Origin of the sequence: Micromonospora sp. NPDC049900 (assembly GCF_044461025.1) — a bacterium.
Lineage (GTDB): Bacteria > Actinomycetota > Actinomycetes > Mycobacteriales > Micromonosporaceae > Micromonospora.
Genome location: NZ_JBITKM010000019.1, coordinates 1 through 18,600, shown reverse-complemented (window position 1 = coordinate 18,600; position 18,600 = coordinate 1). Strand labels below are relative to the sequence as shown.

11 protein-coding genes and 1 pseudogene are annotated in these 18,600 nt (G+C 71.4%); 5 read left to right on the top strand and 7 right to left on the bottom strand.

Features of this window, described 5'->3' with window-relative positions; translation table 11 throughout:
• Positions 1 to 14: 14 nt before the first annotated feature.
• On the bottom strand, positions 15 to 1,976 hold the full coding sequence (gene asnB / locus ACIBMZ_RS27185) for an asparagine synthase (glutamine-hydrolyzing) (protein ID WP_396698576.1): 1,962 nt from the start codon (positions 1,974 to 1,976) through the stop codon (positions 15 to 17).
• A gap of 112 nt (positions 1,977 to 2,088) precedes the next feature.
• Here asnB and ACIBMZ_RS27180 point away from each other — a divergent pair, with 112 nt between their 5' ends.
• From ACIBMZ_RS27180 to ACIBMZ_RS27170, 3 genes are all read left to right on the top strand, one after another.
• The gene (locus ACIBMZ_RS27180; RefSeq protein WP_396698574.1) at positions 2,089 to 3,570 is read left to right on the top strand and encodes an aminopeptidase P family protein; all 1,482 of its coding nucleotides are present in this window, start codon (positions 2,089 to 2,091) and stop codon (positions 3,568 to 3,570) included.
• Positions 3,571 to 3,864: 294 nt separating this feature from the next.
• Positions 3,865 to 5,553, top strand: a complete 1,689-nt coding sequence (locus tag ACIBMZ_RS27175; protein WP_396698572.1) for a right-handed parallel beta-helix repeat-containing protein — start codon at positions 3,865 to 3,867, stop codon at positions 5,551 to 5,553.
• A 311-nt stretch (positions 5,554 to 5,864) separates the two neighbouring features.
• The gene (locus ACIBMZ_RS27170) at positions 5,865 to 7,547 is read left to right on the top strand and encodes a hypothetical protein (protein WP_396698570.1); all 1,683 of its coding nucleotides are present in this window, start codon (positions 5,865 to 5,867) and stop codon (positions 7,545 to 7,547) included.
• 73 nt (positions 7,548 to 7,620) lie between these two features.
• Here ACIBMZ_RS27170 and pulA read toward each other — a convergent pair whose 3' ends face one another.
• The 5 genes from pulA to ACIBMZ_RS27145 form a co-directional block, all read right to left on the bottom strand.
• Positions 7,621 to 13,119 (bottom strand): pullulanase-type alpha-1,6-glucosidase, encoded by a 5,499-nt coding sequence (gene pulA, locus ACIBMZ_RS27165; RefSeq protein ID WP_396698569.1) that lies wholly within the window; start codon positions 13,117 to 13,119, stop codon positions 7,621 to 7,623.
• Between the two features lie 144 nt (positions 13,120 to 13,263).
• Positions 13,264 to 13,914: a cellulose binding domain-containing protein gene (locus ACIBMZ_RS27160; RefSeq protein WP_396698567.1), complete on the bottom strand. Its 651-nt coding sequence runs from the start codon at positions 13,912 to 13,914 to the stop codon at positions 13,264 to 13,266.
• 170 nt (positions 13,915 to 14,084) lie between these two features.
• Entirely contained in the window at positions 14,085 to 14,753 is a 669-nt protein-coding gene (locus tag ACIBMZ_RS27155; protein ID WP_396698565.1) for a hypothetical protein, read from the bottom strand.
• A 202-nt stretch (positions 14,754 to 14,955) separates the two neighbouring features.
• A complete protein-coding gene (locus ACIBMZ_RS27150; protein WP_396698563.1) occupies positions 14,956 to 15,345 on the bottom strand; it encodes a hypothetical protein in 390 nt (129 codons plus the stop codon).
• A 37-nt stretch (positions 15,346 to 15,382) separates the two neighbouring features.
• Complete coding sequence (locus tag ACIBMZ_RS27145) at positions 15,383 to 16,057, bottom strand: hypothetical protein (RefSeq protein ID WP_396698561.1); 675 nt, start codon at positions 16,055 to 16,057, stop codon at positions 15,383 to 15,385.
• Here ACIBMZ_RS27145 and ACIBMZ_RS27140 point away from each other — a divergent pair.
• Positions 16,056 to 16,256: a hypothetical protein gene (locus ACIBMZ_RS27140; protein WP_396698702.1), complete on the top strand. Its 201-nt coding sequence runs from the start codon at positions 16,056 to 16,058 to the stop codon at positions 16,254 to 16,256. The two genes, ACIBMZ_RS27145 and ACIBMZ_RS27140, sit on opposite strands and share 2 nt — an antisense overlap.
• A gap of 7 nt (positions 16,257 to 16,263) precedes the next feature.
• Here the strand turns inward: ACIBMZ_RS27140 and ACIBMZ_RS27135 are convergent, their stop codons facing one another.
• Positions 16,264 to 17,937 carry a right-handed parallel beta-helix repeat-containing protein gene (locus ACIBMZ_RS27135; protein WP_396698559.1) on the bottom strand — a complete coding sequence of 558 codons (1,674 nt, stop codon included), beginning with the start codon at positions 17,935 to 17,937 and terminating at the stop codon, positions 16,264 to 16,266.
• 445 nt (positions 17,938 to 18,382) lie between these two features.
• Here ACIBMZ_RS27135 and ACIBMZ_RS27130 point away from each other — a divergent pair.
• A pseudogene (locus ACIBMZ_RS27130) lies at positions 18,383 to 18,600 on the top strand (phytochelatin synthase); the annotation flags it as partial.

Below are 18,600 nucleotides of genomic sequence, written 5' to 3'. Positions count from 1 at the left end.
GTTCGTGCCTCGGGTCAGCGGACCATGGAGCCGACGACGGGCTTGGTGAGCAGCGCGGACTGGTTGCGCTGGATGCCCGGGTCCAGCGTCTTGGCCACGAAGATGGCGTGCCAGATGCAGAAGATCAGCACCGTCCACACCTTGCGGGAGTGGTCGGCCTCCTCGCGCTTGTGCTCGTCCAGCAGGCGCAGTGCGTACGACAGGTCGAGCAGGTCACCGGCGCCGGAGGTGCTCAGCACGTGCCGGGCCCACTCGTACATCTCGCCGCGCAGCCAGACCCGGGTCGGGGTCGGGAAGCCCAGCTTCTTGCGGTTGACGATGGCCGGCGGCACCACACCCTGCAACGCCTGGCGCATGGCGTACTTGGTGGCGTCGGAGCGCGGCGGCAGCTTCAGGTCGACCGGGATCTTCGCCGCCACCTCGAAGACGTCGCGATCGAGGAACGGCACCCGGACCTCCAGCGAGTGCGCCATGGAGATCCGGTCGGCCTTGACCAGGATGTCCCCGCGCAGCCAGGTGTAGAGGTCGACGTACTGCATCTTGGTGACGTCGTCCAGCTCGGTGCACTCGGCGTAGATCGGCGCGGTGACGTCGGTGTAGCGCACCGAGGGGTCGTAGCGGCGCAGCAGATGCTGCTTCTCCTCCTCGGTGAACATCCGCGCGTTGCCGTAGTAGCGCTCCTCGAGCGGCGTGGTGCCGCGCTCCAGGAAGCTCTTGCCCTTGACCCCCTGCGGGATGGCCTTGGAGACCGCCCGCAGACCCTTCTGGACCCCGCCGGGCAGCCCGTTGACGCTGCTCAGCGACAGCGGCTCACGATAGATCGTGTACCCGCCGAAGAACTCGTCCGCCCCCTCGCCGGAGAGCACCACGGTGACGTGCTCGGCGGCCTTCTGGGCGACGAAGTAGAGCGGCACCAGCGCCGGGTCGGCCACCGGGTCGTCCAGGTGCCAGACGATCTTCGGCAGCGCGTCGATCATGTCCTGCGGCCCGATCTTGGTCGGGATCGTGGTCACGTCGAGGTGGCGGGCCGACTCCTGGGCGACGTCGATCTCCGAGTACCCGGGCACGTCGTAGCCGACGGTGAAGGTGAGGATGTTCGGGTTGAACTCGCGGGCCAGCGCCACCACCGCGGTGGAGTCGATGCCGCTGGACAGGAACGACCCGACCGGCACGTCGGAGCGCATGTGCATGCGGACGCTCTCGCGCAGCGTCTCGCGGATCTCGTGGTAGAGCTTCTGCTCGTCGGCGACCGGGCCGGGCCGGAACACCGGCCGGTACCAGCGCCGCACGTCGATCCGTCCGCCCGGGGTCCAGGTGAGGTACTCGCCCGAACCGATCCGGCTGATCCCCTTGTGCAGGGTGCCCGGCTCGGGGACGTACTGCAGGGTCAGGTAGTGGCTCAGGTTCGCGGTGTCCACCCCGGCGTCCCCGGCGTACGCGGACTGCGCGAACGGCAGCAACGCCTTCTTCTCCGAGGCGAGGTAGAGCCCGTCGGCGGTCTCCAGGTAGTGCAGCGGCTTGATGCCGTAGTAGTCGCGGGCACCGAACGCCCGCCGTTCCTGCCGGTCCCAGATGACGAAGGCGAACATGCCGCGCAGCCGGGTGAGCACCTGCTCGCCCCAGTAGTGGTAGCCGGCGACGATCACCTCACCGTCACCGTTGGTGGCGAACCGGGCCCCGTAGTCGCGGATCAGCTCCTCGCGCAGCTCGATGTAGTTGTAGATCTCGCCGTTGAAGGTGAGCAGGTAGCGGCCGTCGGCGTAGGGCAGCGGCTCGTGGCTGAGCGCCACGTCGATGATCGCGAGCCGCTTGTGGGCGAACACCCCGTCCGCGTACCGGCCGGAGGCGTCCCCGACCACTTCGACGCCGGTCTCGTCCGGGCCGCGGTGGTGCAGGCATTCCAGCGCTGCGGCGATGTTGTCGCGGTGGGCGGCGGCGTCGCCGCGGGCACTGAAAAAGGCCAGGAGTCCGCACATGGCCGTCATCTTTCCACGCGTCCGGATCGGGCGTCGCGGCACTGCCGGGCTCTGGACCGGAAGGGGTTTCGGGGTACCGTCGGCAGCAGCGATGCGGCGAAGGGAGCGGGGAATGACCGAGGAACGCACCGACGGCAAGCCGGCCGACGGCACGGAGTCGCACGACCCGGACTTCCCACCGGCGTTCCTGTCGTTCATGCGGCAGGGCTGGCGGGACACCGGGCTGCCGGTCGGTCCCCGACCGGAGGTACCCAACTACGCCAAGCGCCGCGCGGAACTCTCCGCGGCCTTCCCGGGCGAGACCCTGGTGATCCCGACCGGCGGGGAGAAGGTCCGCGCCAACGACACCGAGTACCGCTTCCGTCCGGGCAGCGACTTCGCGTACCTGACCGGGGACTACGACCCGGACGGCGTCCTGGTGCTGCGGCCCGACGGCTCCGGGCACGACGCCACCCTGTACATGCGGCCCCGCTCCTCACGGGAGACCGACGAGTTCTTCCGCAGTCGTCACGGTGAGCTGTGGGTGGGCCGTCGGCACACCCTGGCGGAGAAGTCGACCGAGCTGGGGCTGCCCACCGCCGACCTGGCCGAGCTGGAGGCGGCGCTGGGCGACCTGGCCCCGGCGCGTACCCGGGTGCTGCGCGGGTTCGACGCCGCGGTGGACGCCGCCGTGCGCCCGTACGACGGACCCCGGGCCGACGGCCAGCCGTCCCGCGACCGGGAACTGGCGATCGCCGTGTCGGAGTTGAAGCTCGTCAAGGACGAGTGGGAGATCGCCCAGCTCCAGGACGCGATCGACGCGACGGTACGCGGCTTCGAGGACGTGGCCCGGGTGCTGCCGGCCGACCGGGGCGTCTCGGAGCGGCTGCTGGAGGGCGTCTTCGCGCTGCGGGCACGGCACGACGGCAACGACGTCGGGTACGGCTCGATCGTCGGAGCCGGTGAGCACGCCACGATCCTGCACTGGGTGCACAACCACGGCGTCACCCGTCCGGGTGAGCTGCTGCTGATGGACATGGGCGTGGAGGGACAGCACCTCTACACCGCCGACGTGACCCGGGTGCTGCCGGTCGACGGCCGGTTCACTCCGTTGCAGCGCCAGGTCTACGACATCGTCTACGCCTCACAGCAGGCCGGCATCGAGTTCATCAAGCCCGGTGTGAAGTTCAAGGACGTCCACCTGACCTGCATGCGGGTGCTCGCCGAGGGGCTGGCCGAGCTGGGGCTGCTGCCGGTGAGCGTGGACGAGGCGATGGACGAGTCGTCGACCGTGTACCGGCGCTGGACGCTGCACGGCTTCGGGCACATGCTCGGCATCGACGTGCACGACTGCGCCCACGCGCGCAAGGAGAAGTACCGCGACGGCGAGCTGGGTGAGGGCTACGTGCTCACCGTCGAGCCGGGGCTGTACTTCCAGCCGGAGGACGAGCTGGTGCCGGAGGAGCTGCGGGGCGTCGGCATCCGGATCGAGGACGACATCCTGGTCACCGCCGCCGGTGCGGTGAACCTGTCGGCCGGCCTGCCGCGTCGTGCCGACGAGGTGGAGACCTGGCTGGCCGAGCAGCGCGAGGCGGGCCCCCGCCTGCCGGGCTGACCCGTACGACCCGCCGAAGGGCGGGCCTTTCCCCGGGGTGGACGTCCACCGCTGCGGAAAGGCCCGCCCTTCGTCGTGTCCGGGAGAGGGCGCCCGGCGCTTTCGGTGCCGCTCTCCCCGATTGGCAGCCGCACGCCCGAACTGGGGCAGTTATGGGGTTTTTTCGTATTAGTCATCCTCGCGAAGATGCTTCTCATACGGTGGTAATCAGAGGCTACAGGCTGTTTGTAGCTACTCGCACTGCTTCGTACGGGTGCGGGTCAGTCTGGTAGGAGGAAAGGGCGGAAGGCTCTGATGTCCAATGACGAGTTGACTTCGTACGGTGGGCCGCCTCCGGTCCCGCCAGGTCGACGCCGACGCAAGATATGGGTGGCCGCCGGAGTCGCCGGGCTCACCGGGGTGGTCGGTCTGGCCGCTCTGGGCGGCGTGGCCGCTCGGGACCAGAAGTCCGGCGACCGGAACAACACCTCGGACGCCCAGCCGGCGGCCGCACCGAGACCGGAGGCTCCCGGTCCGACCGCCGAGGCGGGCGGCCGGACCGACGACAAGGCCACCCGGAGTGGCGAGGAGCAGGGCGCGGACCGCACGGGCCACGAGGCGTACTCCGGCGAGCAGCGCCGCGACGACAAGGAGCGGGGACGCGAGGTGCCCTGCGACAGCGACAAGCTGATCCAGGCCATCGAGTACGCCAACGACAACCGTGGCGGCACGCTGGAACTGGCCAAGGGGTGCACCTACGAGCTGACCCGCTCCGACGTCGGAGACGGCACCGGCTCCAACGGTCTGCCGGTGATCACCCAGGCGGTCACGCTCGCCGGCCACGACACCACGATCGTCCGGGCGGCCAACGCCGAGGCGTTCCGGATTCTGAACGTGGGTCGCAGCGGTCACCTGACCCTGAAGAACGTCGTCGTCAAGGGTGGGCTGACCGAGGCCGACGCGATCGCGGCGGCGAGGGCGAAGGTCGACCTCTCCGCGAAGGTCGTGGCGAAGCCGACGAAGGCGGGGGCGGGCGCGAACGGCGCGAAGGCCGCCAAGGCCGCCACGAAGGCCCCCGCCGCCACGAGCACCACCGCACCCGGGGCCGGCGGCGACACCACGTTGGTGGACGTCGAGCCGGGCGACGGCGCCGGTCTGCTCGTGCAGCGGGGTGGCCGGGCCGACGTCGAGTACAGCGAGTTCCTGCTGCACCACGCCGGCGGCAACGGTGGCGCGATCGCCAACTTCGGCACCGCCCGGTTGGCGCACAGCCGGGTGGCGACCAGCAGTGCCGGTGGCGTCGGCGGCGGCGTGTTCAACGCGGGGGTGTTCCGGGTCGAGGAGGCCACGATCACCGACAACAGCGCGGTCGACGGCGGTGGCATCGGCAACGGTGTCCCCGGTCTCGGGTTCCCCGGCGGCGGTGGCACGCTCTGGGTCTGGAAGAGCACGATCGAGCGCAACCGGGCCACCGACAACGCAGGTGGCGTGCTCACCTACCGGGGCACCGCGACGTTGACCGAGACCAGGATCGTCGGTAACCACAGCGGCGAGGACGGCGGCGGTCTGCTCGCCCTCGGCGACGGACAGCTCGCGTTGGAGAAGGCCCTGGTGGCCCGGAACTCCGCCGACGACACCTCGGGCGGGCTGGGCGTCGGCCCGGAGAGCACTGCGGTGATCGACCGCAGCGAGATCACCGAGAACGTCGCCGAGCGCAACGGTGGCGGGCTGACCACCTACGGCGGCACCGCCGTCGTGCGGGACACCGCGATCGTGGCCAACCGGGTGGTCGGCCAGAACTCGGTGGCCGGCGGCATCTACAACGACGGCGGCCAGGTCCGGTTGGAACGTTCCACGGTCAGGGCCAACTTCTCGGTGCTGCCGCCCGGTGGCATCTGGACCAACAACGACGACGTGGAGATCGACCGCAGCTCGGCAGTGACGGCCAACCGGCCGACCAACTGCGTCGGCAGCCCGGTCGTCCCGGACCGCTGCTTCGGCTGATCGTTCCTTCTGCGCACGGATGAATCCAGAGCACGACCACATAGACGGGCTCCTCCGCCGCGCGGCGGAGGAGCCCGGGTCGCGTACCGCCCGCTCGGGCCGTAGCGGCTGATCGCACCGAGCTTGCCCGTATTGCACCCTTCCATCACTCCCGCGCAACCCGTACCGAATGTGGGGTTGTCTCGGATATGGGCGCGAAGCGAGGAACACTCTCATACGGTTCATGTGGGAGCTACAACCGATTTGTAGCAGGGGAAGCTCACCCGCGTGTGACGACCCTGTCTGGTACGACGAGAGGGCAGAGAGCTCCGATGTCCAACTACCAAGCTAAGAACAACGCCGCGGAGCCGGAGGTGGCGCCGAAGCGGCGTCGCGCTTTCTGGCTCGCCAGCGGCGTCGCCGGTCTCACCGGTGTGGTCAGCATCGCCGCCGTCGGGATCGGCGCCGGCGCGGTCAGCGCCGACGGTCTGCGCTGGTCCACCGCGCAGCAGGTCAGCTCGGACAGCGACCGGGGCCCGGGTGCCGCCGAGGGGCACGAGGGCAAGAAGCGGGACCGCGGTGGCGACCAGCGCGACGACCAGCGCAAGGACCGTGGCGGCGAGTACAAGGACCGTGGCGGCGACGAGCGCAAGGACCACGAGAAGGAGGTGCCCTGCGACTCCGACAAGCTGATCCAGGCGCTGGTCTTCGCCAACGACAACCACGGCGGCGTGCTCAACCTCGCCAAGGGGTGCACCTACACGCTGACCCGTTCCGACCTGGGTGACGGCACCGGCCCCAACGGCCTGCCGGTCATCACCGAGAACGTCGTCCTCAAGGGGCACGACACCAAGATCGTCCGGGACGCCACGGCCGAGGAGTTCCGCATCCTCAACGTGGGTCGCGGCGGCAACCTGACCGTCAAGGGCCTGACCATCAAGAACGGCCAGACCCGGGCACTGCCGGTCAACGGTGACACTCCCGAGGCCGTGTGGTCGCGGTTCTCCAACTCGGTGGAGGCGACCAAGGCCGCCGAGGCCAAGAAGGAGTACCTGCCGCTGCTGCAGGCCGCACCGAAGGGTGCCGCGCTCAAGGCCGCCCAGGCCAAGGCCGCTCCCTCGGTGCTGCTGGAGCCGGAGTCCAACGACGGTGGTGGCGTGCTCGTGCAGCCCGGCGGCACCGTGTCGTTCTCCGACACGCACATCGTCGCCAACCAGGCCGGTGGCGTCGGTGGCGGCGTGGCCAACTTCGGCAAGGCCGACCTGCACCGCACCACGGTCGCCGACAACACCGCCTTCCTGTACGGCGGCGGCGTCTTCAACGCCAGCGTGCTGCGGGTGGCCGAGTCGAGGATCATCAACAACGACGCGATCATCGGTGGCGGCGGTGTCGCCAACGGCGCCGCCTTCATCTTCCGTGAGGACGTCGACGGCGGAACCGCGCTGATCGAGAAGAGCGAGATCACCGGCAACGAGGTGCTCGGCTTCGGCGGTGGCCTGCTCGACATCGAGGGCAACACCACCGTGCAGCACTCGAAGATCCTGCACAACACGGCGGTCCTGGCCGGCGGCGGGGTGACCGCGGCGGGCGACGACAGCACCCTGGAGCTGGCGCACGTCGAGCTCGCCCAGAACACCACCGTCGGTGTCGGTGGCGGCCTGGCGCTCGGCTTCCGGGCGATCGCCAACGTCTCGGACAGCAAGATCGTCGAGAACAAGGCCGGCTTCTTCGGTGGCGGTGTCTTCAACGGCACCGGCGAGGCGACCTTCCGCAACAGCGAGATCAGCGGCAACCGGGCCGTCGGCCCGCTGGGTGTCGGCGGTGGCATCTTCACCGTCTCCGGCGAGATCGACCTGGAGCGGACGAAGGTGTCGCACAACTTCGCGACCCTCACCGCCGGCGGTGTGTTCAGCTTCGTCGGTCAGGTGAACGTGGACGACAAGTCCGCGATCACCGCCAACAAGCCGACCAACTGCGCCGGAAGCATCACCGCGATTCCGAACTGCTTCGGCTGAGCACCACGCCGAGGTGACGACCCGGCCCCGTCGGACCGATCCACGGATCGGACCGGCGGGGCCGGACCACGTGTCACCGCTGCACGAACACCGCCACACTGCGCGCCGGCACCCGGAACGTGCCGCTGGCCCGTTCGAACGCGGCGGTCCGCAGCACCGGGTCGGCCGAGGACCGCAGCACCGGGTGCAACGACACGTCCGCCCCGCGCAGCGCGTCGACCCGCTGCGTCGCCGCCTGCGGGGTGCCGTTGAAGACCACCGTCACCGACCGCCACTGTCCGCCGAGGCCACGCGCGTCCAGAGTCATGGTGAGCACCCCGGGCGTCTCCTCGGGGCCGGAGAGCGGGAAGGCGACCCGCCGTTGCACCTCCTGCGCCGTGGGCAACCCGAAGACCGGCGTGGACGCCCGGATCCGCAGCAGTTCGGCGTACCGGGCGTCGGTCAGCGCGATCGCCGCGCAGTCCGGGACCAACGCCGGATCCGCCAGCAACGGTCGGGCGTACGGCCACTTGTCCCGGTTGTCCTCGGCCGGCGGGAGCCCGATGCCGAACCCGTTGCCCTGGGTGCAGTCCCAGCGGATCTGGTTGAACCAGTCCCCCGAGTTGTACGAGTTGCGGTCCAGCGACTTCGACCGCAGCCGCTCGGTGCCGGTGGTCACGAACCCGGCGCCCTGCCCCATCACCACCGTGCTCAGCGCCAGCACCTGCATCCGGGCCCGGTCGGTGGCCGAGGTGCCCTGCGGCAGCTTGTAGGCCAACGCGTCGTACAGGATCTCGTTGTCGTGCGCGTCCACGTAGGTGATCGCCTCGCCCGGGGCCTCGGTGTACCCGGCCGGCGAACCGTTGTAGTCCACCTGGGCTCCGGTCACCTCCCGGCCGCCGGAGTCGGTGAACCGGTAGCCGCGCAGGTTGCCGGTCAGGCCGACCTTGACCAGGTCGTGCTGGTGCAACAGCCGGGTCCGCTGCTCGGCCGCCGAGCCGTTGACCGGGTCGCCGTTGGGGTCGGTGAACAGCCCGGAGGCGAAGCCCTGGTGGCGCGGGTTCTCGTCGAACGGGCCGCCACCGCGCACCGCGTCGCGCAGCCGGTCGTTGAACGTGCCGATCCCGGTGCCGGCCATGTTGGCCTGCGTCGCCTGCACGAACCGCGCGTCGTCGGCCACCTCGCCGAAGTTCCAGCCCTCGCCGTAGAGCAGGATCTTCCTGCCGTCCACGCCGTCACGGGCCACGGTCAGCCGGTCCAGCGCGGCACGGGCGTCCAGGATGTTGGCCTTCGGGTGGTGGCCCATCAGGTCGAAGCGGAACCCGTCCACCTTGTACGCCTTGGCCCAGGTGACCAGGGAGTCGACCACCAGCTTGCCCATCATGGCGTGCTCGGGCGCGGTGTTGGCGCAGCAGGTGGAGGTGGCCACCGCGCCGTCGTCGAGCAACCGGTGGTAGTAGCCCGGGACGATCTGGTCGAGCACCGAGCGAGGGTCGGTGCCGGCGGCCGAGGTGTGGTTGTAGACCACGTCCAGCACCACCCGCAGGCCGGCGCCGTTGACCCCGGCCACCATCTGCCGGAACTCCACGGTCCGGCGCGTGCCGTCCGGGTCGACGGCGTACCCGCCCTCGGGGACGGTGTAGTGCAGCGGGTCGTACCCCCAGTTGTAGCCGTCGGTGTCCTTCACCGCCGCGACGCACTCCTGCTGGCGTTCGGAGTCCGGGGGCGCGGCGGTCAGGTCACAGTCGGGCTGACGCTGGTCGGCACGCCGTTCCGGAATGGTGGCGAAGTCGAAAACGGGCAGCAGGTGCAGGTGGGTCACCCCCGCGTCGGCGATCGACCTCAGGTGCCGCATCCCGGCGGTGCCCGGGTCGGTCAAGGCGAGGAACGTGCCGCGACGGTCGGCCGGCACGGTGCCGTCGGCGATCGAGAAGTCCCGCACCGACAGCTCGGAGATCTGCACCCTGGCCGGCGGCACCGCGCCCGGCTTGCGCAGCGCCGACCAGCCCGCCGGTGCCCACCTCGGGTCGGTCAGGTCGGCGATGAGGCTGTGCGTGGAGTCCGCCGCCAACGCCACCGAGTACGGGTCGGTGACCGAGGCGGTCACCACCTGCTGGGCCGCCGGCTGCCACGCCTGTACCCGGTACCGGTAGTACCGGCCGGTCCAGTCCCGCGCCCCGCGCACCGACCATACGCCGGTGCGGTCGTCGCGGCGCATCGCCACCACGCGCGGCGTGGCGGTCGGCGAGTCGAACAGCTCCACCGACACCGTCCGCGCGGTCGGCGCCCACACCGCCAGGGACGGCACGCCACCGGTGAAGGTGGCACCCAGGCGGGCGGTGGTGGCCGGAGCGTAGACGTCGTCGAGGACCCCGGGTATCTGCACGCCGGTGGCACCGAGCAGGGTGCCGTCGGCGGCCCGCTCGGTCACCAGTACCTGCCCGCGCAGCGCCGCCGGCACCTTCGCCAGGTCCCGCTGGTCCAGGGTGAAGGCGCGCCGATCCCACAGGTGCGGGAACCGGTCGCGTTGCGCCTCGGTGAGCCCGTTGCGGCGCGCGGTCAACGGCACCGAGGTGTACGTGCCGACCAGCTCGCCGTCGACCACGCGTACCCCACCGGCGGGAGCGGTCACCAGCGCGTACGCCCGGCCGTCGGTGGGACCGGCACGCCAGGCGACGGTGCCCCGGTCGATCCAGTGCGCCGCCTGCCGGGTGATGTCGGTGTCACCGCCGCCGTCGCCGCCGGCCATGGGCGGCAGCAGCCGTCCCGGTGTCGCCGCGAGCAGCCAGACCTCCCGCCCCGCCTCGGCGAAGTCGAGCCGCTGGTCCTGCGGCAGGTCCTTGGCGTCCCCGGAGTGGATGATGTAGCTCAGCCCGGTCGCACCCTCGGCCAGCGGCACCCGGAACTCGGCACCGTACGGGCCGACCCGGGTCGGTGGCATCGGCCGGGCCCAGTCCGTGGGCGTGGCCGCGCCGTCCCACAGGTGCAGTCCCCAGCCGTCGGAGTCGCCGTCCGGCCGGTGGTAGTGGATCACCGCCACGCCCTCCTCGACCGGCGGTGCCGGTGCTCCGGTTGCCTCCTCCCGGCTCGGGTAGGTGGCCGGGTCACCCTGTTTGACCCAGACCTCGCCGGTGCGCGTCACGTCCACCGTCCGGTCGTTCTCGACGTCCTTGTTACCGTCCGCGTCGACCACCAGGAAGCCGACCGACTTCGCCCCCGGCTTGAGCTTCACCCAGGCGAACCGCCCGTACGAGTCGGTGCCGGTGAACGGGCGGCCCTGCGGCCACTCGGTCGCGTACGCCGGATCGATGTCGCCCCAGGCGTACAGGCCCCAGTCGTCGTAGTCGCCGTCCGGGCGGTGGTGGTGCACCACCAGCCAGTCGCGGGACGCGCCGGTCGGCGGGGTACCCACGGTGGCGGTGGAGCGGGCGGTGGCGGTCCGGCCCCGGTCGTCCCGCACCGCCGCCTTGTACTCGATCTTCGTGCCGGCGGCCAGCCCGGTCAGGTCGTGGTGCACCGTGTACGGCGCCCGGTGCGCCGAGCCGAGCAGCGTCCACCGGCCGCCCGCCACCCGGGCCGCCACCGTGACGGTGGCCAGCGGATCCCCGCTGACCCGGGCGGTCACCTCGGCCCGGGTCGCCACCGGCGTACCCGTCGGGTTGGTGATGGTCAGACCCGGCTTGGCCGCGGGCAGGGCGACCGGCCGACCGGCCCGGTGCACCACCGCCGACAGCGGGGGCACGGTCACGGTCAGCGTGCCGTCGGCGGCGGCGGCCCGCCGACCACCGGCGCCGTAGAGGGCGGTGAAGGTGGTGCCGGCCGACCAGGTGTCCACGGTGACAGTCTGCGCGGTCGGCGCATTGTTCACCGCCACCACGTACTCGGTGCGGTCGCGCGGGTCGAACCGGGAGAAGGCGAAGACGCCCGTGCCGTCGGCGGCGTGCCGCGTCACCTGCACACCGTCACGCAGCGCCGGATGCGCCTTACGAAGGTGTCCCAGCCCGGCGATGGTCCGGTACAGCGGGTGCGCCCGGTCGAACTGGTCCCGGGCGTGGGTGCGGTCGGTGCCCAGCAGGTCGTCGTCGAGGTAGTCGGCGATGCGGGTGGCGAACATCGGCTGCCGGGCGTCCTTGTCCCCGCCCGCGCCGGTGAAGCCCTGCTCGTCGCCGGAGTAGACGACCGGCTGGCCGCGGGTGAGGAACATCAGTTCGTGGGCGAGTTGGTCGCGACGCAGGTGGGTGGCCGGATCGGTGTCGCCGTTGACGATGAACGAGCCGATCCGGCCCATGTCGTGGTTGCCGAGGAAGGTGGGCAGCCGGCTGGCGTCGGTGTCCCGGGCGGCGTACAGGTCGTCGCGGGCGTACAGGTCGGCGAGCGCGGAGGCGGAGCCGTCGGCGGCGGTGAAGCCGCGCGCCGCCTCCTGGAAGCCGAAGTCCAGGGTGGCCGGCAGTCCGCCCTGCCGGACGTAGCGGGAGGCGATCTCCGGGTCGGCGCTGTACACCTCGCCGAACATGAAGAAGTCCGGCTTGCCGGCGCGCGCCGCGGCCTGGTTGACGCCCTGGCTGAACTGCGGCCAGAAGTCCATGTTGACGTGCTTGACGGTGTCCAGTCGGAAGCCGTCCACACCGGTGGAGCGCACCCAGTCGGCGTAGATCTTCGTCATGCCGCGGACCACCTCGGGCCGCTCGGTCCACAGGTCGTCGAGCCCGACGAAGTCACCGTACTCGCTGTTCTCGCCGACGAAGGTCGAGTCGCCCCGGTTGTGGTACATGGTCGGGTCGTTGAGCCAGGAGGGCACCTTCACCGTCGCGTCCGCCGGGGTGCGCAACGTCGGGGTGTAGGGGAAGGATTCGGTGTTCACCTCGGGGAACGGCCGGGTACCGTCGGCGAAGTTGCGGTCCTCGAAGGGCCGGCCCTGCGCGTCCCGGTACGGCGTGGTGGCCTTGTCCACGTAGGTCTGTCGGTTCTCCGTGTAGCTGATGACGTCCGCGGTGTGGTTGACGATCACGTCGAGGTAGACCTTGATACCGCGCCGGTGCGCCGACTGGACCAGACGTTTGAGATCGGCGGCGGTGCCGAAGTGCGGGTCGACCTGGGTGAAGTCGGTGATCCAGTAACCGTGGTAGCCGGCCGACGCGTCAGCGCCCTCGCCCTGCACGGGCCGGTTGGCGAAGACCGGGGCGAGCCAGATGGCGGTGGTGCCCAACCCCTCGATGTAGTCGAGCCGATCGATCAGGCCCTTGAGGTCACCGCCCTGATAGAAGCCCTTGTTCGTCGGGTCGTACCCGGTGCTGAGGCGGTCGCCGGTCAGGCCGCCCCGGTCGTTGCGGGGATCGCCGTTGGCGAACCGGTCCGGCAGTACGAAGTAGAACTGCTCCGCCGTCGCCCGCTCGTCGGTGCCCGCCGCCAGCAGGGCGGCGGCGGACGGCTCGGTGGTCCAGGTGACGGCGCCGGTGACGCTGGGCGCCCCGCCGGTCGGCCGACCGGCGGCGGTGGCGCTCCCGGGTACCGCGACCGGCGCGCCGGCCAGCGTGAGGGTGAGCAGGAAGACGAACGCGAGCAGGGCCTTACGCGATAACGGCGGGGGTTTCATCGACGGCCTTCCGCTGGCTGCTGATTGGCCCGCACGCTAGCCCTTGCCGAAATACTTTGCAATACCTTGCAAACATGGCGGCAACAGAGCAGTCTCTTGCGTAAGGAAGAGGTCGACGGCGGCCCGCGATCGGCGGCCCGGGAGTCACCGACGGCTACAGGCACGCCCCGAGACGGAGCAGTTCCTCGGCGACGGATCGGCGAACTCGATGTGGAAGCGCAGCGCCACCGAGGCTCCCGCCGACAGGTCGGGACCGCTGCGATACGTCAACGTGCCCCGGCGACCGTCGAACGTGCCCTGCGGAACCCCCTCCAGCCACGCGGTCACCACCCGGCCGCCCGCGTACTCGACCCGCGCCACCCACCCCAGATCGCCGCGCGAGGTGTTACGGATCAGCACCTCGGCGATGAAGCCACCCTGGAAGGTGTCCATCACCCGGTACCGCGCCTCGATCGGGGCGGGCTTCGCCGCCGGAGCGGCGCTGCTGCGCGGCGGCGACGGCGCGGACGGCGACGGCGCGGACGGCGACGGCTCCGGGGTCGACACAGCCGGTGGCGACTGTTCCGGCGAGGCGGTGTCGGCCTCGCCCGGCGGGTCGGTCCTGCGTGGCGAGAGGCCGGGCACCGCCGGTGCGGGCGGGCTCGCGGCCTCCCGCCCGGCCGAGGACGCGCGCTCGGGGATGGGCGGCGCGACGGCCGGTCCCGGCGGGGCCGAATCGAACTCCGGACCCGGCCCCCGGTACGCACCGATCGCGATGACGAACAGCATCACCATGGCGAGCAGGCCGATCGACATCAGAACCCAGGGAGATGACGCGACGGCGGGACCAGGGGATGAGAGATGACGCGGAGCGCGACGCATACCGGACATGAATCTCCTCAGCGGGCAGCCGGGCAAGCGTAACGATCTTCAGCGAAAGGGAAAAGTCCCCAGGGAATCACCGAACCGTCCTAACAGTACGGTCATCACACGCCGCAGGTGGAACCGTTGACCACACAGTGGGCGGGGTACTCCCCGCCACCGGTGCGAGTGAACCGCAGGTCGACCGTCTGCTGTGCGCCGGCGGCGAGCGGCACCGTCCCGCTGAGCAGGTACCATCCACCGCCCTTGATGCTCACCGAGACCCCCGGACCGCTGGACGCGCGGACCCCGGTGACGTCACCGGTGAAACGCAACTCGACCTGCCAGTCGCGCGCCTCGGCGGTGCCGTTGCGCACCACCACCTGGGCCCGGAAGGAATCCGCCTCGACCGCGCCGCTCACCCGGTAACTGGCGGTGAGCACGCCGGATGCGGCGGGTGGAGACGGTGGGACGGACGTCGGTCGACTCGGCGACCGACTGACCTCCGACCGCCCGGCCGGGGAGGCGGTCCGCGACGGCGGGGTCGGCAGCGCCGACGACCCGGGCGACGCGGACGTGACGGAGCCGCCCGGCGCCGGGCTGAGCCGCTCCGGCGCGGACGGGACCGACGTGCCCGAGTCCGAGGTGGACGGTGTCGGCAGCGCCACCGCCGGCCCCGGCTGCCACGCCGACGGCTGCTCCGGCCCCCGGAAGGCCAGCGCCGCGGCCACCAGCAGCACCGCCAGCACACCGACGCCGACCGAGACCACCACCCAGGGCGCCGAAGCGATCATCCGAGCCAGCGCCCGTCGACGGGCCGGCTCCGTGGTCTCGGCACCCGACGGCCGCACTGCCATTGAGGTCCCCCCTCGTCGCACCGACGCGACAGCCTAGTCACGGCGCAAGCGGAGACGGAACGGGTGGGGCCGGGTCGTCCGACCCGCCGGGCCGACTCCCCGCCCCGGCCGGGCAATGGGGACCGTGCCGCGCCGCGACTCAGCCGGTACGGATGACCGTGCAGATGACCGGGCCCTCCGTGGCGGCCCGCAGCAGATAGCGGTACCGCTCGCCGGGCACCTGTCGGCCCTGGCTGTCCAGGAACTCCCACCGCACCGCCACCTCGGTCAGCAGCGCGGAGATCTGCTGCACCTCCTCGATGTCGGCGTGCGCGGCGACCAGCTCACGCTCGGCGTAGTCGGGGGCCGCGCCCACGAAGGACAGCGCCACCGCTGCCGGGGAGGTGAACGAGAAGCTGTAGGTGTCTGCGACCACCAACCCCGGCAGGGCGTAGCAACCGGCGATCGCGGGCAGGTCGCCGACGGTCAGGGCCACGCCGTACCGGTCGAAGAACTCGGTGAGCGTGTCGAGATCGGTGGAAGCATTCACGTGGCATGCAATTGCCACCACGCCGGTCGGCGAAACCTCAGCGCTCCGGGATCCGTACCTCGATCTCGCTGCCCAACCGGGCACCGTCCCGCAGGCCGAGGTCGTCACCGCTCCAGAACCGGCCCGGGTCGTACCAGTTCGGCCGCTTGCCCGGAGGCAGCAGGCCCATCGCCTCGTAGGTGACCGCGACGACCTCCGCGCAGTAGGCCGTCTCCAGGGTCCGCTCCCGCTCCGTACTCCGCTCGCGGTCGCTGGCCGCCCGCTGCCGCCGCACCGCCGGCAACCGCACCGCCGGCACCCGCCCCCGCATCCACCGCCAGGCGAGCTGCGCGGTCGACGGGAACGGCGTCCCGTCCAGCCGGGCGATGGTCCGCAGCACCGACCGCTCCATCTCGGCGTCCGCCGACGGGTCGAGCTGACGTAGCCAGGCCCGCTGGCCGTACCGGTTGGCCCAGACACAGACCGCGTCACGCAGGTCGTGCAGTTGCACCCCGCGCTGGTGGGTACCGGTCCACATGTCCGGCAGCGACCGACCCAGCTCGGCGTGCCACATCAACGGCGGCATGTCGTCCAGCACGACCGCCATGCCCACGTGGTTGACCGGGCTGTTGGTGATCGACTGGATGGCACGGTCGGGCACGCTGCGGCCGCGGAAGACCCACACGTCACCGGTACGCGTCAGCTCCACCGCCTCGTCCAGGCTGATGCTCATGACGGACTACCCTATGCGGATGCGGCAACGGATGCGGTGGTGGAAGGTCCTCGGGTTGGCCGGTCTGGCCGGGGTCGCGGCCTCCGGCGTGGTCATCGCCCGGGCGGAGCGGCGGCGGCGCGCGTACACCCCGGAGGAGATCCGGGCCCGGCTGCGCGACCGCCACGCCGAGGCCGCCCGGCCCGACGACGCGGGCTGAGAACCGCTCAGTCGATCTCGACGTGGTTGCGGTCCCAGCGACCGCCCACCGGCGGGCTGTCCAACCGCAGCGCGCTCTCGGCGTTGCCGGCGAGGTCGTTGTCCTCCACCCGGCAGGACACGCAGGAGCCCCGCTCGGTGATCCACAGCCCGTGCGTCTGGGTCGGCTCCTCACGGTTGTCCCAGATGCGGTTGCCGCGCACCGACGCGGAGTCGAAGTGCGCGTTGACCACGATGCCGGCGCGCACCGGTGCCGCCGCGGGCAGGTGGTACGTCGTACCCGGGGACGGGACGTCCTGGTTCCACGCGGTCGCCGCGTCCGGTCGCAGCTCGGCCAGGTCCAGGTCCGTGTCGCTGTTGCCGACCACCACCGCGATCCGGGAGCCCACCCGCAGCACCTTGCCCCGGTGCCCGTTGGTCGGCCAGTCCGCCGACCGGTCGGTCACCGCCCGGCGGCCGTAGCGCACCGACTCGCCGGAGCCGGTCGACTCCGGGGCGCACTGCCGCCCGTTGTTGCGGATCCGGTTGTCCACGATCGCCGCGTCGACCATCGGCCGGTCGATCCGGATCGCGTCCAGACCGTTGTCCCAGAACTCGTTGCCGCTGATCACCACGTCCGACGACGGGCCCTGGTACCCGGCGCCCAGGTCGTGCTGGTGATAGCCGTACCAGCCGTTGCCGCTGATCCGGTTGCCCCGGATCGCGTACGGCCCGGGGGTGTTGCCCATGCTGATGCCGTCGCGGACGTTGCGGTCGATCACGCAGTCGCTGAGGATGCCGCCCCGACCGGCGATGCCCGCCGTGCCGTTGGCGGAGACGTCGAAGCCGGCCTCCAGGTTCCCGGTGATGGTGCAGGCCGAGACGATCAGCCCGTCGGCACCCCAGTCGGAGATGCCGAACCGGTTGGCCTGGCTGTGACAGCCGAGGATGCGGTACCCGCGCGGGGGTGTCCAGTACGACTTCTGCAGCTCCAGGAAGATCCCGTTGGTGCCGTTGCCGAGGGTGGTGCAGTTGGCGATCGTGCAGCGTTCCACCTCGCCCCAACCGCCGATGCCGATGCCGATACCCGCGCCGCCCATCTCCTCGCCGTTGTCCAGCCGTCCGCAGCCGACCACCACCACGCCGTCGATCAGGCTGTCCTGGAGGAAGTCACACCCCAGCCCGGTCGCACCGGTGTGGTGGATGTAGAGGTTGCGGAACACGCCGCGCACCACGTACTGGAGACCGAGCCCCTTGGCCAGATAACTGTACTCGGCCATGGCCACGCCCGAGCCGTCGATCTCGAAGTCGGCGAAGGTGCAGTCGGCGATGTGCCGGTCTCGATCGGCGCCGTGCTGCACCGTGGTCCAGAAGGCCAGCGGCGTCGGGTCCGCGCGGTTGCCCTCGTTGCTCAGCAGGAAACGGGTGGCGCCCGGTCCCGCGCCGATCAGCGAGACACCGCTGCGCCAGACGGTGCCCGCGTCCCGGATCGAGTAGATCCCCGGCGGGCAGTAGATGACCCGGGCCCGGCCGTCGGCGGCGTACCCCTCGCCGAGCCGGTCGACCAGGGCGGACAACGCCGGTTGGTCGTTGGTGACACCGTCACCCCGGAGGCCGAATTCGTGCGCGTCGCACCAGAGCGGCGCCCCGGCCACCGGGGACAGCCGCTCCCGGGTGGCGATGTACCGGCTCTCCTGCCACACGACGCGCTCCCCTGAAGTCGACGGCCTCCTCGCGAGCCGGGCGCTTTCCCGCTGCGTTGTGCCGGAAACGCGCACCCCCGGGGCGTCGGCGGTCGACGTGCACTCACCGCCGCCGTGGTCGTCGCCGACGGCCAGGTCGACGACTCGGAGGTTCGTGCCCGTCTGCCCGGTTCCGTGGGCGCTCGTCGGATGGCCGTGGCCCCCTGCGATCGCGGAATCATCGGCCGGGGCCGGGGGTTGTACATGACATGACCGCGACGCCTCCCCCGGCGCCGCACCCCGGGGACCGGGTCGGAATGACCCCGCACCCCCCGGCGTTACACCTGGCCCGGACGTCGTAGGCAGTCCCCACCGCGCGGACCCCGACGGCCCGGCACATCCCCCGCGGCACACCCGTCCCCCACGGGAGATCGCCGCACACCCCCGACGAAAGGTACAGATCATCATGCGTACCACCATGCTGCGCAAGACCGCTCTGACCATCGCCGCTGCCGCCGCCACCGCCGGAGGCATCGCCGCACCCGCGATCGCCGCCCAGGCCACCCCGGGCGTCCAGGCCGCCGCCGTCGTGCAGGCCGACCGTAAGGGCCACGGCGAGCGTCAACTCGACGTCCGCTACGAAGCCCAGCCCAACTTCTACTACTGCGGCCCCGCCGCCGCCCG

Coding starts and splice junctions, on each gene's coding strand:
- pulA (WP_396698569.1), bottom strand. CDS start 13,119: ATGAAACCCCCGCCGTTATCGCGTAAGGCCCTGCTCGCGTTCGTCTTC.
- asnB (WP_396698576.1), bottom strand. CDS start 1,976: ATGTGCGGACTCCTGGCCTTTTTCAGTGCCCGCGGCGACGCCGCCGCC.
- ACIBMZ_RS27180 (WP_396698574.1), top strand. CDS start 2,089: ATGACCGAGGAACGCACCGACGGCAAGCCGGCCGACGGCACGGAGTCG.
- ACIBMZ_RS27140 (WP_396698702.1), top strand. CDS start 16,056: ATGACGGACTACCCTATGCGGATGCGGCAACGGATGCGGTGGTGGAAG.
- ACIBMZ_RS27155 (WP_396698565.1), bottom strand. CDS start 14,753: ATGATCGCTTCGGCGCCCTGGGTGGTGGTCTCGGTCGGCGTCGGTGTG.
- ACIBMZ_RS27145 (WP_396698561.1), bottom strand. CDS start 16,057: ATGAGCATCAGCCTGGACGAGGCGGTGGAGCTGACGCGTACCGGTGAC.
- ACIBMZ_RS27175 (WP_396698572.1), top strand. CDS start 3,865: ATGTCCAATGACGAGTTGACTTCGTACGGTGGGCCGCCTCCGGTCCCG.
- ACIBMZ_RS27160 (WP_396698567.1), bottom strand. CDS start 13,914: ATGTCGATCGGCCTGCTCGCCATGGTGATGCTGTTCGTCATCGCGATC.
- ACIBMZ_RS27170 (WP_396698570.1), top strand. CDS start 5,865: ATGTCCAACTACCAAGCTAAGAACAACGCCGCGGAGCCGGAGGTGGCG.